General features: G+C 76.0%; 13 protein-coding genes. 7 read left to right on the forward strand and 6 right to left on the reverse strand.

Annotated elements, in window-relative coordinates:
* Window positions 1–50: 50 nt before the first annotated feature.
* Window positions 51–1,154 (reverse strand): PLP-dependent cysteine synthase family protein, encoded by a 1,104-nt coding sequence (locus NRO40_RS02795; protein ID WP_058940420.1) that lies wholly within the window; start codon window positions 1,152–1,154, stop codon window positions 51–53.
* Between the two features lie 271 nt (window positions 1,155–1,425).
* Here NRO40_RS02795 and NRO40_RS02800 point away from each other — a divergent pair, with 271 nt between their 5' ends.
* Both NRO40_RS02800 and NRO40_RS02805 read left to right on the forward strand, forming a co-directional pair.
* Complete coding sequence (locus NRO40_RS02800; RefSeq protein WP_058940360.1) at window positions 1,426–1,746, forward strand: hypothetical protein; 321 nt, start codon at window positions 1,426–1,428, stop codon at window positions 1,744–1,746.
* Between the two features lie 183 nt (window positions 1,747–1,929).
* Entirely contained in the window at window positions 1,930–2,484 is a 555-nt protein-coding gene (locus NRO40_RS02805; RefSeq protein ID WP_408057071.1) for an ATP-binding protein, read from the forward strand.
* Window positions 2,485–2,696: 212 nt separating this feature from the next.
* Here NRO40_RS02805 and NRO40_RS02810 read toward each other — a convergent pair whose 3' ends face one another.
* Together NRO40_RS02810 and NRO40_RS02815 are read right to left on the reverse strand one after the other, a co-directional pair.
* Window positions 2,697–3,461, reverse strand: coding sequence for a class I SAM-dependent methyltransferase (locus NRO40_RS02810; protein WP_058940362.1), 765 nt, complete (start codon window positions 3,459–3,461; stop codon window positions 2,697–2,699).
* 240 nt (window positions 3,462–3,701) lie between these two features.
* Window positions 3,702–4,928, reverse strand: a complete 1,227-nt coding sequence (locus tag NRO40_RS02815; protein ID WP_058940363.1) for an ROK family protein — start codon at window positions 4,926–4,928, stop codon at window positions 3,702–3,704.
* A gap of 168 nt (window positions 4,929–5,096) precedes the next feature.
* On the opposite strand from NRO40_RS02815, the gene NRO40_RS02820 reads away from it, so the two are divergent.
* From NRO40_RS02820 to NRO40_RS02835, 4 genes are all read left to right on the forward strand, one after another.
* Window positions 5,097–6,341 carry an MFS transporter gene (locus NRO40_RS02820; RefSeq protein WP_058940364.1) on the forward strand — a complete coding sequence of 415 codons (1,245 nt, stop codon included), beginning with the start codon at window positions 5,097–5,099 and terminating at the stop codon, window positions 6,339–6,341.
* Window positions 6,342–6,395: 54 nt separating this feature from the next.
* Window positions 6,396–7,148, forward strand: a complete 753-nt coding sequence (locus tag NRO40_RS02825; RefSeq protein WP_058940365.1) for a maleylpyruvate isomerase family mycothiol-dependent enzyme — start codon at window positions 6,396–6,398, stop codon at window positions 7,146–7,148.
* Between the two features lie 91 nt (window positions 7,149–7,239).
* A complete protein-coding gene (locus NRO40_RS02830) occupies window positions 7,240–7,572 on the forward strand; it encodes a DUF6332 family protein (RefSeq protein WP_198549247.1) in 333 nt (110 codons plus the stop codon).
* 10 nt (window positions 7,573–7,582) lie between these two features.
* Window positions 7,583–8,326, forward strand: a complete 744-nt coding sequence (locus NRO40_RS02835) for a VOC family protein (RefSeq protein ID WP_058940366.1) — start codon at window positions 7,583–7,585, stop codon at window positions 8,324–8,326.
* Between the two features lie 118 nt (window positions 8,327–8,444).
* Here NRO40_RS02835 and NRO40_RS02840 read toward each other — a convergent pair whose 3' ends face one another.
* Window positions 8,445–9,692 carry a geranylgeranyl reductase family protein gene (locus NRO40_RS02840; protein WP_058940367.1) on the reverse strand — a complete coding sequence of 416 codons (1,248 nt, stop codon included), beginning with the start codon at window positions 9,690–9,692 and terminating at the stop codon, window positions 8,445–8,447.
* Window positions 9,693–9,850: 158 nt separating this feature from the next.
* Here NRO40_RS02840 and NRO40_RS02845 point away from each other — a divergent pair, with 158 nt between their 5' ends.
* Window positions 9,851–11,227, forward strand: a complete 1,377-nt coding sequence (locus NRO40_RS02845; protein WP_058940368.1) for a dipeptidase — start codon at window positions 9,851–9,853, stop codon at window positions 11,225–11,227.
* 534 nt (window positions 11,228–11,761) lie between these two features.
* Here NRO40_RS02845 and NRO40_RS02850 read toward each other — a convergent pair.
* A complete protein-coding gene (locus NRO40_RS02850) occupies window positions 11,762–12,802 on the reverse strand; it encodes an NUDIX hydrolase (RefSeq protein WP_058940369.1) in 1,041 nt (346 codons plus the stop codon).
* 205 nt (window positions 12,803–13,007) lie between these two features.
* Window positions 13,008–14,024, reverse strand: a complete 1,017-nt coding sequence (locus NRO40_RS02855; RefSeq protein WP_058940370.1) for a DUF3048 domain-containing protein — start codon at window positions 14,022–14,024, stop codon at window positions 13,008–13,010.
* Window positions 14,025–14,288: the final 264 nt, after the last annotated feature.

Genomic DNA, 14,288 nt, shown 5'->3' on the forward strand with positions numbered 1-14,288 from the left:
GCGGGCGGGTGGCGCCGGTGGCGGGGCGGGTGGCGCCGGCCGGTGCGGGGTCAGCCGCGCCAGACCCCGGTGGCGAAGAACTCGTCGAGCGTCGCGGTGTACGGGGCGATGTCGAGACCCTGCTCCGCCAGCCACGCGTCGGAGTAGTACTTGTCCAGATACCGCTCGCCCGGGTCGCAGATCAGCGTGACGACGCTGCCCGTCCGCCCCTGCGCCACCATCTCCGAGACGATCTTCAGGGCGGACCAGAGTCCGGTCCCGGTGGACCCGCCCGCCTTGCGGCCGATGGCCTTCTCCAGCGCGCGCACGGCGGCGACGCTGGCCGCGTCGGGCACCTTCATCATGCGGTCGATGGCGCCCGGCACGAAGCTGGGTTCCATCCGGGGGCGGCCGATGCCCTCGATGCGGGAGCCGCAGTCGCTGGCGGCCTGCGGGTCGTCGCGCGTCCAGCCCTCGAAGAAGCAGGAGTTCTCCGGGTCGGGGACGCAGACGCGGGTGTCGTACTGCATGTAGTGCACGTACCGGGCGATGGTCGCCGAGGTGCCGCCGGTGCCGGCCGTGGCGACGATCCAGGCGGGTTCCGGGTACCGCTCCAGGCGCAGCTGCTGGTAGACGGACTCGGCGATGTTGTTGTTGCCCCGCCAGTCGGTGGCGCGCTCCGCGTACGTGAACTGGTCCATGTAGTGGCCGCCCGTGTCGGCGGCGAGGGCGGCGGCCACCTCGTACATGCGGCGCGGGTCGTCGGTGAAGTGGCAGCTGCCGCCGTGGAATTCGATGAGGCGGATCTTCTCGGCGCTGGTGGTGCGCGGCATGACGGCGATGAACGGCACGCCGACGAGCTTCGCGAAGTACGCCTCGGAGACGGCCGTCGAGCCGCTGGACGCCTCGATGACCGGCTTGCCGGGGCGGATCCAGCCGTTGCACAGGCCGTACAGGAACAGGGAGCGCGCGAGCCGGTGCTTGAGGCTGCCGGTGGGATGGGTCGACTCGTCCTTCAGGTACAGGTCGATGCCCCACCGTTCGGGCAGCGGGAAGTGCAGGAGGTGCGTGTCGGCGGACCGGTTGGCGTCCGCCTGCACCTTGCGCACGGCTTCTTTCAGCCAGGCCCGGTAGGCCGGATCAGTACGGTCCACGTCGATGGTCGCGGCGGGCACGGAGCCCGGCGCGACCGCGCCGGTGCTCGATCCGGCCGGCTCGGGTTGCTCAACGGTCGTCACGCGTGCCACTCCTCGTCATTCCGCGTCTTCCGCCCCATGGATCCCCAGGGGTCCCGGGACCGAACATACCTCCCCGACCTGGGCAAACGATGACTTTGACGACCCATAGGCGGTCCTTGCGGGGCGGCTCGGAAGGTGCACTGGTGCGGAAGCGGGTCGTTGTGCAGACTGTCCGTCCTGGAACTGGTGCGAAGGGGGCGGCGAAGCCTTGACTGAACCCGAATTCAGCGCCACGGGGGTGCGCATCGAGCGGTGGCCGCGCGCGCTGACGCGCGCCGGGGAGGTCCGCATCGAGGACGGCCGGCTGGCCCTGCTGACGAGCAACGGCCGGGAGATCGACAGTGCGCCGGTCGACGCGGTGCGGGCGGGCAAGCCGTGGTTCGCGTCGCCGGGCTCGGCCGTGGCGACCCTGAACGGCGCCCGGTACCGGTTGACGATGGGGCAGCGCGAGGGCCGGCCGGACGCCGGCACGGCACTGTCCGGCCGTTTCCTGGAGGTCGTGCGCAGGGCCGGGGGCCGGCGGGACTGACGGGGCGTCGGTCGCCGCGAGTTGCGGAGCGGTCACGTCTGGTCCACGCTGGATTGACATCACTCATCACTCAGGGTGAACCGGCGGTGACGCTGCGATCCAGCCCGTCGGACAACGAGCCAGCCATCTACTGGATCCGATCCTCGTCTTCTTCCGGACCTACTTCGGGGAGTCGCAGCCGTGATCAGCCAGGCAAGCAGCAGGCAGTGCACGGTAGAGCTCCAAGCCCTGCCGTCGCGGATCGGTCAGGTCCGCAGAATCGTGTCGGCGCAACTGCGCTACTGGAATCTCGATTGTCTGATCGAGAAGGCGGCGCTCGGTGTCACCGAGCTCCTCACCAACGTCCACCAGCACGCCAAACCGGACAAGGTGTGCACGGTCGAGATCGAGTTCCTGCTCGGCCGGCTGACCGTCTCCGTCCACGACCACGACCCCCGGCTGCCCGCCGTGGCCCCGCCCCCGGGTGGGCCGGACCCGCTCGCGACGTCGGGGCGGGGCCTCGCCTTGATCGAGGCGGTGAGCGAGAGTTGGGGGGCCCGACCGCAGGGCGACGCGGGGAAGGTCGTGTGGTTCACGCTGCCGGCTCCCTCGGCCACCCCGGTGGGCATCCCCGCCGTCCCGGCCTACGGGACGGTCGGCGGCGGGCCCTTCAGGGAGCCCGTGGCGTTCTGCGACGGCGCCGAGGTGGTGGACGCCGCGCGCGCCCACACCGCCGTCCGGTCGGCCGTGGCGGGCTGACCGCGCCGGAGCCGCGCGAGCCTCGCGGGGCCGCGCGGAGGGTGGCCTTCCGTGCCTGTCGGCGGGTGCCGGAGCGCGCGGCGCCGCGGCGCGGCCGACACCGGTGACGGGCCGGCCCGGCGTGCCGTCGCGGGCGGGCGGCCGCGGCACCGGCGTCCCGTGACCGGCGTCCCGTGACCGGCGGGCGGCGGGACCCGCCGACCGCCGGGGTCTCAGCCGACGGGGACCAGGGTCAGATACGCCATGCCCAGGATGTCGCGGTACCCGTTCAGCCAGGTGGAGCGCTGCCGGTCGACGCGCGCGCGGGTCTCCCCCGCGGCGGGGTGGTCGGGGTGCGCGGCCAGCCAGAGTTCGACGTCGGAGCGGTAGGCGGACTCGAAGTCCTCCCACTCCTGCCCCGTCGCCGTCTCGATCCTCACGGGACGGAAGCCCGCCTCGACGGCCTCGTCGACGAGGGCGCCGAGGAGGAGGTGGTCGCCCTCGTGGGCGCCGGGCCACATGCGCGCGAGCTCCTCCGGCGCGGGCACCCGCTGCCAGAACCCCTCACCGATGAGGACCCGACCGCCGGGGGTGACCAGGCGCCGCAGTTCGGCCAGGGCGGCGGCGACGTCGTGCGGCCCCTCGGGGTCGCACAGCGCCTGGCTGGAGCCCAGGCACAGGACGACGTCCGCCGGGCCGCGCCGGGTGCCGAGCGCGGACTCCGCGACGAACGCGACGCGCTCGCCGAGACCCCGCTCACCGGCGATGCGCCGGCCGCGGGCGAGGTCGTCCTCCTGGACGTCCAGGCCGACACCGGTCGCCCGGGGGGCGGCGTCGAGGACCCGCAGCAGGAACTCGCCCCAGCCGCAGCCGATGTCGAGCACGGTCGAGGGGCGTGTCGCGGCCAGCTCGCCCACGAGCCGCTCGGCACGCTCCTCGGAGAGCGGCCCGTGGAAGGTGAGGTGGGTGAGACGGGGGGGAAGATCGGTTGCGGTCATGGTTCGGCACCCTACGTCCGCCACGGCCGCCGGGAACCCGGTTTTCCGCCCGGCCCGTGACCGGGCGGCGCCACAGTCGGCCACGCCGGCGCTCCGCGCCCGCCCGGCAGGACGTCCGCCCGGCACCCGCGCCCACCGCGCCCGGCCGGCATCACGTCCGGTCGGCGCCGGTCCGGGGTCCTGGCCGGCCCCCGTGCCGTGTCCGGTGAAGGCCGGCCACGAGGGCTCGGCGCCGCCCCGTCACACCATCGTGCGGCCCAGGGCGGTCGTCGGATCGTCCAGGACCGGCTGCCACGCCAGTTCGGCGGCGCCGGCGAGGCTGTTGTGGTCCAGGGTGCAGCCGAGGATCGGGACGCCTCCGCTGCGGCCCCACAGGCTCCGGTCGGCGACGACGGCACGCAGGCGCTCGGGCGCGTTCGCGAGGAGTTCGCGGTGGAGGCCGCCCAGGATGATCCGGTCGGGGTTGAGGATGTTCACCAGCCCCGCGAGGCCCAGCCCCAGCCGGTCGACCAGCTCCTCGGTGGCGGCGCGCACGCCCGGGTCGTCCGGCTCCTCGCGGAGCAGGTCACGGGACTGCTGGAGCAGGGACACCTCGGGGCCGGGCACGCGGCCCGCGGCGGTGAGGAAGGCCAGCGGGTCGGTCTCGATGTCCAGGCAGCCGCGGCTGCCGCAGTGGCAGGGGCGTCCGCCCGGGTTGACGGTGAGGTGCCCGACCTCCAGGGCCAGGCCGGAGCTGCCGGTGTGGAGGCGCCCGTCGAGGACGAGTGCGCCGCCGACCCCGCGGTGGCCGGTGGCGACGCACAGCAGGTGCTGCGCGCCCCGGCCCGCGCCGTGCCGGTGCTCGGCGAGGGCGGCGAGGTTGACGTCGTTGCCGGTGAAGGCCGGGCCGTCGATGCCGGCGGCGCGCACCAGGTCGGCGAAGACGTCGCGGACGGGCGCGCCGGCCGGCCAGGCGACGTGGATCGGGTTGAGGGCGGTGCCCTCCGGCTCGGCGACGGCGGACGGGACGGCCAGGCCGGCGCCGACGCAGCGGCGGCCGCTGTCGCGCAGGAGCCCGGCGCCGGCCTCGACCACGGCGGCGAGGACCTGGGCGGGGTCCGCGGCGACCTCGACGCACCCCGGGGCCGTCGCGACGATGCGGCCGCCGAGGCCGACCAGCGCGGCGCGGAACCCGTCGGCGTGGATCTGGGCGGCCAGGGCGACGGGCCCGTCCTCGTCGACGGTGAGGCGGTGCGAGGGGCGGCCCTGCGAACCGGCCGCGGCCCCCGGGCGGGAGTCGACGCGGATCAGCCCGAGCGCCTCCAGTTCGGCGGCGACGGCGCCGGCGGTGGCGCGCGTGACGCCGAGCTCCGCGGTGAGGACGGCACGCGTGGGGGCCCGGCCCGTGTGCACCAGTTCCAGGGCCGGGCCGAGCGCGCTGCGGCCCCGGTCCAGCCGTGTACGGGTCGTCGTCGCCTTGCCGTTCATGGGGGCGAGTCTCCCATGATCCCGGCTCCCGACCGGCCGGGTGCGCGGTTTCGGCCCCTCGTCGACGCGTAGGGCGGGCGAGCGCCGGCGGGGACGCGCGCACGGCCGGCGCGCAGGCCGCGCGCAAAGCGCTTGTGGCTCCGTCCGCCAGACCCCTATCCTGAGTTTGTGCCGCAACTAAACAAACTAGCGACCGCCTCCCACGGAGCCCTCGGCAAAGACCGCGCCCCCGGCTCCCTGTCCCGACTCCGCACCGCCCTCACCCTCTTCTTCGCCCTCGACGGATTCCTCTTCGCCGGCTGGGTCGTGCGCATCCCCGCGATCAAGCAGCAGACCGGATCCTCCGCGAGCGACCTGGGGCTGGCCCTCCTCGGCGTCTCCGCCGGTGCGGTCGTCACCATGACGCTCACCGGACGGCTCTGCCGGCGCTTCGGCAGCCACCCCGTGACCGTCGCCTCGGCCGTCCTGCTCTCGCTGAGCATCGCGCTGCCGGGGCTCACCCACTCGGCGCTCGCCCTCGGGCTCGTCCTGCTGGTCTTCGGCACCGGCTATGGCGCCGTCAACGTCGCGATGAACAGCGCGGCCGTGGACCTGGTCGCGGCCCTGCGGCGGCCGGTGATGCCGTCCTTCCACGCCGCCTTCAGCCTGGGCGGCATGCTCGGCGCCGGCCTGGGCGGCCTGGTCGCGGGCGGCCTCTCCCCCGCCGCCCACCTGCTCGCCCTCACCGTCACCGGCCTCCTCCTGACCTCGGCCGCCGGACCCGTCCTGCTGCGCCACCCCTCCCCCGCGCCGCCCGAGTCCCTGTCCGGGCCGGCCGGTACGGGCGGCGCGGCGGACGGCCGGCTCCCGGAACGCCGTTCGCGCCGCCTGGTCACCGTCTTCGGCGTGATCGCGCTGTGCACGGCGTACGGCGAGGGCGCCCTCGCCGACTGGGGCGCCCTGCACCTGTCGCAGGACCTGCACGCCCACCCGGGCGTCGCGGCCGCCGGGTACTCCCTGTTCGCCCTGGCGATGACGGCCGGGCGGCTCTCCGGTACGGCCCTGCTGGAACGGCTCGGCCAGACGAGGACGCTCGTCGCGGGCGGCGCGACGGCCTCGGCGGGCATGCTGCTGGGCGCGCTGGCACCGGACGTGTGGGCGGCGCTCCTGGGGTTCGCGATCACCGGGCTCGGCCTGGCGAACATCTTCCCGGTGGCGGTGGCCAGGGCCGGCGCCCTCGCGGGCCCGGCCGGGGTGGCGGCCGCGTCGACCCTCGGGTACGGCGGCATGCTGCTGGGGCCGCCCGTGATCGGCTTCCTGGCGGAGTGGTTCTCGCTGCCGGTCGCGCTGACGACCGTGGCGGTGCTCGCCGCCGGCGCGGCCGTGATCGGGTACGTGGTGCGCGGCGCCGTGGCGCCGGACCGCCCCCGGTGACCGTACCCGTGCGAGACGGGCGGTCTGCGGGGACCGGCCTGGCAGAATTCCGCCATGGACACTGCCGAGCACATCAAGTACCTCGTGCGTGAGGGCCAGTTGCTGGCCGACGCCGCCGCGGAGGCGGGTTCGGACGCGGAGGTGCCCACCTGTCCGGGCTGGCGGGTGCGCGACCTCGTGCGGCACACGGGCATGGTGCACCGCTGGGCGACCGCGTTCGTCGCCGAGGGCCTCACCGCCTACAGGCCCGGCGGCGGCGAGCCCGACCTCGACGGCGACGCGCTGCTCGACTGGTACCGGGAGGGCCACGAGCGGCTGGTCGCCGCGCTGGTCGAGGCCCCGGACGCCCTCGCGTGCTGGACGTTCCTGCCCGCGCCCTCCGCGCCCGCGTTCTGGGCGCGCCGCCAGGCGCACGAGACGACCGTGCACCGGGTCGACGCCGAGTCCGCCCTCGGCCTGGTCGCCGGCCGCTCCCCCGTCGGCCCCGCCCTGGCCGCCGACGGTGTCGACGAGCTCCTGTGCGGCTTCCACGGACGGGAGGGCAGCCGCGTCCGCACGGACCGGCCGGGGGCACTGCGCGTGCGCGCCACGGACACCGGCGACGTGTGGACCGTCCACCTGTCCGCCGACGCGCCGCGCACCACGCGTGACGCGGAAGGGCCCGCCGAGTGCGAACTGAGCGGCCCGGCGGAGGCCCTGTACCTGACGCTGTGGAACCGCATCCCGGCCGGCTCGCCCGCCGTCGCGCTCTCCGGGGACGACCGCCTGGCACGGGTGTGGCGCGAGACGTCGGCGGTGACGTGGTGACGCCCGTGCCGCGGGCGACGCCTATGACTTTGGCGACGCGGGCGACGCAGGCACCGCCGGGCGTCCCGCGGCCGGAGCGGAGGCGACGCGGGTGACGCCGGATCAGATGCGGCGGGACGCGGTGACGGTGGAGATCGGGTACGCCGTGGTGACCGGGGCCCTTCTGGCGGCGGCGGTGTTCTGCCTGGTCGCCTCGCCGGTGCTGCTGCTGGAGCCGTCACGCGCGGTGCAGCGCGGCCTGCTGGTCGCCGCCTCGTCGGCGGCGGGGCTGGCGTTCGCGGTACGGGCGGTCCGGGTGCTGTGGCGCTTCGGCCGCCGGCACCCGCGGCGGGGACGCCCGGACGAGGGGCCGCACGGCTCGGCGTACCGGGCGGAGGGCACGGCTCCGCGGCGTGGCGGGGGCTGCGCCGGGCCCGGGCGCTAGGGTCGTCGCCATGGCGCTGCGACTCTTCGAGGTGAACCTCAAAGCCCGGGACGACTCCGCGCTGGGCCGGTTCTGGGGGCAGGCGCTCGGCTGGAGCGTCTCCAGCGGGGGACCCGGTGCGACGAGCGTCGCGCCCGTGGACTCCGCCTGGCCGGACCCGGCCGCCGTCCGCGTCGACGTCGTCGCCGTCCCCGACCCCGAAACCGTGCGGGACCGCGCGCACATCGAGCTCGCCACCACCTCCGCGGCCCATCACGCGGAGTTGGTCGCGCGCCTGAGAGGGCTCGGCGCGACGCCCGCCGACACGGGCAGGGGTGACGCCCCGCGGACCGTGCTGGCCGATCCGGAGGGCAACGTGTTCTGCGTCCTGGAGCCCCGGGAGACCCACCGGGACACCGGGCCGATCGCCGCGGTGGTCGTCGACTGCGCGGATCCCGGGGCCATGGCCCGCTTCTGGGGCGAGGCGATGCACTGGACTGTGCACGAGGTGACCGACGACCACGCGCTGCTGCGCTCCGCCGAGGGTGTCGGCCCGTACCTCGAGTTCCTCCGCACGCCCCATCTGAAGGACCTGCGGCACCGCGCCCATCTCGACCTGGCGCCCCACCCCTTCGACCGTGACGCCCACGCGGCCGAGGTGGCCCGGCTCGAGGCCCTCGGCGCGACGCCCGCCGACGCGGGCCGGGGCGGCTTCCCGTGGCAGGTGCTGACCGACCCGGAAGGCAACGAGTTCTGCGTCCTCGGCCCGGCCTGACGCCTGACCCGGCCTGACGCTTGGCCCCGCCTGCTCCGTCCCGGCCACCCGCACCGTGGTGCGGGCGGAGGCCTCCCCCGGCCCGTGGCGCCGGCGGCCCGTGCCCGGCGGCGGGCTCCTACCGGCCGGCCGGGTCCGCTGTGTCCGTCGTGGTGTCCGGGCGTTCCGGGCCCGTGGGCGGGTGGCGTCGGTCCAGCGCGTCGAGGACGCGGCGCGCCAGGGTGTTGGTGCGCGCCACCCCGGCCAGCGTCGTCGCACCGCGCGTGATGTCGGTGAACGCCCGCCACGCGGGCCGAAGCCCGGTCACCGCCGTGTGCAGCAGGCCGGGGCGGCGTTCGAAGGCGGCGAGCATCCGGCGCCCGACCGCCATCTCGACGCCGAGCCCCGCCTTGATGGCGAACGCGTAGTTCAGGGCCTGTCTGCGCGCGTCGACCGCGTCGTGCGCCTCGGCGATGCGGGCCGCCCACTCTCCCGCGAGCCGTCCCGAGCGCAGCGCGAAGGAGATGCCCTCGCGGGTCCACGGCTCCAGCAGGCCGGCCGCGTCGCCGCAGACGATGACCCGGCCGCGGGAGAGCGGGGAGTCGTCGCTGCGGCAGCGGGTCAGGTGGCCCGACGAGACGGCCGGCTCGAAACCGGCGAGGCCGAGCCGGGCGACGAAGTCGTCCAGGTACCGCTTGGTGGCGGCGCCGTCGCCGCGCGCCGCGATCACGCCGACGGTCAGGGTGTCGCCCTTCGGGAAGACCCAGCCGTAACTGCCGGGCATCGGCCCCCAGTCGATCAGGACCCGCCCCGCCCAGTCCTCCGCCACGGAGGACGGCACGGGGATCTCCGCCTCCAGGCCCAGGTCCACCTGGTCGAGCTTGACCCCGACGTGCGCCCCTATGCGGCTGGCGCTGCCGTCGGCCCCGACCACGGCCCGCGTGAGGACCGTCCCGCCGTCGGCCAGGACGACGGCGACGGTACGCCGGTCCGGTACCGCGGCGCCGTGCTGCTCCACCCGCGCCACCGCGACGCCGGTGCGCACCTCGGCGCCGGCCGCCCGCGCGTGCTCCACCAGCCGGGCGTCGAACTCGGACCGGTCGACGAGGCCGAACAGCATCCGCTTCGAGCGGCGGGTACGGGTGAAGCGGCCGTCCAGCGAGAAGGTGACGGCGTGCACGCGGTCGCGCAGGGGCAGTTCGAAGCCGGGCGGCAGGGCGTCGCGCGACGGGCCGATGATGCCGCCGCCGCACGTCTTGTAGCGGGGCAGTTCGGCCTTCTCCAGGAGCAGCACGCGACGGCCCGCGACTGCCGCGGCATAGGCCGCGGACGCTCCTGCCGGCCCTGCGCCGACCACGACGACATCCCACACGTTCTCGCTGCTCACGATGTGCTTACGCTCCCGGTCCCGACCCGTGATCCAAGCTCTCGTCCGCATCCTACGGGGCATCGCCCCGACCCTCCTGTGCGAGGATCGGACGCGCGTTCGCCGCACACACCGCCGCGACGCCCGACGTACCGCTGTCGCACCCACAGGAGCGTGCCATGACCGCCCAGCCGATCGCCGAGCCGATCGCCGCCACCGTCGCCTCGCTGATGCCCCGCGCCAAGGCGGAGCTCTCGGAGCTGGTGGCGTTCCAGTCCGTGGCGGACCCCGCGCAGTTCCCCCCGAGCGAGTGCGAGGCCGCCGCCGCCTGGGTGGCGGACGCGCTGCGCGCCGAGGGCTTCACCGAGGTCGCCCTCCTGGACACCCCGGACGGCAGCCAGTCCGTGTACGGGTACCTGCCCGGTCCCGCCGGTGCCCCGACCGTGCTGCTGTACGCGCACTACGACGTGCAGCCGCCGCTGGACCCGGCCGGCTGGGACACGCCGCCCTTCGAGCTGACCGAGCGCGACGGCCGCTGGTACGGGCGGGGCGCGGCGGACTGCAAGGGCGGGTTCATCATGCACCTGCTCGCGCTGCGGGCCCTGAAGGCGAACGGGGGCATACCCGTCGGCGTCAAGGTCGTCGTCGAGGGCTCGGAGGAGCAGGGCACGGGCGGTCTGGAGCGGTACGCCGAGGCCCACCCCGAGCTGCTGGCCGCCGACGCGATCGTGATCGGCGACACCGGCAACTTCCGCGTCGGCCTGCCCACGGTCACCGCGTCCCTGCGCGGGATGACCATGCTGCGGGTCCGGGTGGACACCCTCGGGGGCAACCTGCACTCGGGCCAGTTCGGCGGCGCCGCGCCGGACGCCCTGGCCGCGCTGATCCGCGTCCTGGACTCGCTGCGCGCCGAGGACGGCTCGACGACCGTCGACGGCCTCGCCGCCGACGCCGAGTGGCAGGGGCTGGAGTACGCGGAGGAGGACTTCCGGCGGGACGCGAAGGTGCTGGAGGGCGTGGAACTGATCGGTTCCGGCAGCATCGCCGACCGGCTCTGGGCGCGCCCGGCGGTCACGGTGATCGGCATCGACTGCCCGCCGGTCGTCGGGGCCACCCCGTCCGTCCAGGCCACGGCCCGCGCCCAGATCAGCCTGCGGGTGCCGCCCGGCCAGGACGCCGCCGAGGCGACGAAGCTGCTCACGGCGCACCTCCGGGCGCACACCCCGTGGGGGGCGCGCGTGAGCGTGGAGCAGATCGGTCAGGGCCAGCCGTTCCAGGCGGACGTCGCGAGCCCGGCGTACACGTCGATGGCCGACGCCCTGGCGGCGGCCTACCCGGGCGAGGAGATGCAGGCGGCGGGCATGGGCGGCTCGATCCCGCTGTGCAACACGCTGGGCGGGCTGTACCCGGAGGCGGAGATCCTGCTGATCGGCCTGAGCGAGCCGGAGGCGCAGATCCACGCGGTGAACGAGAGCGTGTCGCCGGAGGAGCTGGAGCGGATGTCCGTGGCGGAGGCGCTGTTCCTCGTCAACTACGCGGCGTCGAAGCGGGGTTGAGTTCCCGGCGCAACTCACACAGAGCGTGGCGGGGGCGGTCCGGGCGGGCCGCCCCCGTGGCGTCGGAGCCATGACCCGGCCCCGAACCCCGCCCCCTCGCCCGTCACCCGTGCCGCTTCGCCCCGCCCTCCGTGACGGGCGCCCCTGCCGGCCCCGCCGGTCCTGTCGCACCGGGGCCCCTGCCTCCCCCACCGACCCCCGCCGCCCCGGCCGGAGGAAGCTCGGCCCGGCACGGCAGCCGCCCCGGGGTGGCCCGCCGCACGGAGCCGCACGGGCCTCCCGTACGGCTCGGCTGCGCCCGGCGTACGGGGCCGGCGCCGGACCGGGACCGCCCGCCGGGCGTGGTGCGGGGCGGTCCGGCGGCGCGGTTCCCGGCCCGGCGTACGTCGGCGTGACGTCGGGAGCGGCGGGCGGATCTCCCGCGGGCGCCGGCCGGCAGGGGCGGCCGGGGCGGCCGACGGGTCCGGACCGGGTGGGCCCGGCCGGCGCCGGGTGCGGCCGGGCGGACCCCGCCGGCGGGGGCGCGGCCCGGGGTCAGCCGACGGGGACGCCGGCCTCCAGGTTGAGGACCGTGCCCCGTTCGCGGGCGCGCAGTGCCCAGCGCAGGCGTTCGTAGCGGACCGGGGGCAGCATGTCGGCCGCCTCCTTCTCGCTGGCGAAGCGCCAGCCGCGCAGTTCCGCGCCGGGCAGCAGCACGCGGTCGGTCTGGGCGCCACTGAGCCGACCGCCGTCGAAGAGGAGCCGGAGCCCGCCGTAGCCGGGTGGCCGGGGCGGCTCCCAGTCGACGACGAGGAGCCTCGGGACGGCGGCGAGCTCCAGGCCGGTCTCCTCGGCGACCTCCCGCATCGCCGCGCGCGCGGGCGCCTCCCCGCGTTCGACGACGCCGCCGGGGAACTCCCACCCCGGCTTGTACGTGGGGTCCACGAGCAGGACGCGGTCGGCGTCGTCGAAGAGCAGCACCCCCGCCGCGAGCGTCTCGCCCGTCGGCTCCGGCGTCTGCACGATGCCGCACGTCCCCGCCGCACCGGTGCGGACGGCGTCCGCGATGACCTTCGCCGTGGCCTCGGGGGTCAGCGCACCGTCGTCGACGGCGTACGCGTCGGCCCCCAGCCACCCGTCGAGCGCGGCGCGGAACGCCGCGACGTGCTCGTGGCACCACTTGCGGACCCGTTCGTCCGCGTCCGGATCGTCGGGACGGTCGGCGCGCCCCTCGATCCGCCCGCGCAGGATCGTTTCGTCTTGGGTCAGCACCACGTGGTGGACGGGGATCCGGCGGGCCGCCAGGCCGCCGAAGATCTCGTCGCGGTACTCCTGACGCAGCACGGTCATCGGTACGACGAGGACGCCGCCGACCTCGGCGTACAGCGCCGCCGCGGCGTCCACGACCAGGCGGCGCCAGATGGCCAGGTCCTGGTGGTCCCCGACGGTGGCGAGCCGGTCGGGCGGGAGCAGCAGCGTCAGCGCCCCGCCGATCGGCTCCGGGTCGTACAGGGTGCTGTTCGGTATCAGGTCGACCAGTTCGCGCGCGGCACTGGTCTTGCCGGCGCCGAACGCACCGTTGATCCAGACGATCACGGTTCCCCCTCTTCCGTTGGCCCCCAGTGGCTTGCCCGCAACACCCTGCCACGGAAACCCGCGGCCGCCGGGCGCGTGGCCGTAACGGTCCGGGGCCCGCGGGCCTTCCCGGCGGGGACGTACACCGGCGCGTCCCGCGAACGCCGCCGAGTTGGCCGGATCCGGTGGATCCGTCCGGATCGCGCGGGGCCGGTCGGCGGTCCTGTCAGCGGGCGGCCAGCACGATCCATACGGGGCCGGGCGCGAAGGCGAGCGGGTCGCCGGCGGGTGTCGTGAAGGTCGTGCCGCCGGTGGCGGACGGGCGGCTCCAGCGGGCGTCGTACCCCTTGCCATCGCGCAGGACCAGCGCGGAGCCGGAGCCGACGGTCTCGGTGTAGGGGGTGACGTTCCCGCCGCGGTCCCGGAACGTCGAGGGACGGATGCCGACGTACTGGACGACGACCGTCTTCGCCCCGACGCGTCCGTCGTCCGTCGTCCGGGCGGGGGCGCCGTCCATGGAGACCAGCCAGCGCTGCTCGGCGGCGGACCAGTCGAAGGCGTACCGGGCGGCGGGGAAGCGGACGGTGTGCCGGTCCACGGGGCGCCCGCCGGCCGGCGCGGGGCCGAAGCGGAAGCCGATGTCCCGCGCGGTACCGGCCGACGGGGCGGCGGCGAGGGCCCGTTCGGCGTCGATGTAGAGGTTGTGCGGCGCCGGGCGGTCCGGGGCTCGCGTGTACGCGGCGGGGGCCCGCTCGGGAGGCAGCGCGTACAACGGCGCCTCCCGGAGGAACCCTTTCAGGGCGCTGCGGACCCCGGAGTACGCCAGCGCCGGGCGCCCGAACTGGCGCAGCAGCTCCACGTCCGACTCGCGCGCGCTGCGCACCGGCCCGATCCTGGGCGGCTGCTGCGAGGCGTACACCGCGAGGAACCGGGTGAGCCCGGCCTCCACCTGCTCGACGTAGACGAGGTCGGCGGCGCCGAGCCCGGTGTGGGGACGGGCGGCGCCCACGTTGTCGATCTTCACGGCGAGGACGGGCCCGGTCCGCCCGGGCAGACCGGTGAACGGCGAGACGGCGGGGGCGGAGGGCACCGACGAGGTCGGCGCGGGCGGGGTGGTCGTGGGCGCCGGGCCGTTCCGGTCGCCGGTGCCGCAGCCGGCGAGTACCAGGGCGAGGACGACCGCGACGGCCGCCACCGCGGCGATGGCGACGCCGAACGGTCCTCGCGCGCGCGACGTGTCCAACGGTCCGACTCCCTGCCTCACTCCAGTGCAGCACAGAGAGGGAGGCGGGGCGACAGCGACGGCCGGGGTGCCCGGGACCGTGGGGGGGGGCGGGGGACGGCTGGGGCGTGCGCGTCCCGTCGTTGCCGGACGACGGGGGCGGGCGGCGCGGTACGGTCGCGACGGATACGGCCGGCCCGGCGGATGCGGCGGTCGCGCGGCGGCGGGTGCGGCGGTCTCGCGGGTGCGGCGGTCGCGGCGGCCCGGGCGCGTGCGGCGTTGTCC

It is taken from the genome of Streptomyces changanensis (assembly GCF_024600715.1).
Taxonomy (GTDB): Bacteria; Actinomycetota; Actinomycetes; order Streptomycetales; family Streptomycetaceae; genus Streptomyces; species Streptomyces changanensis.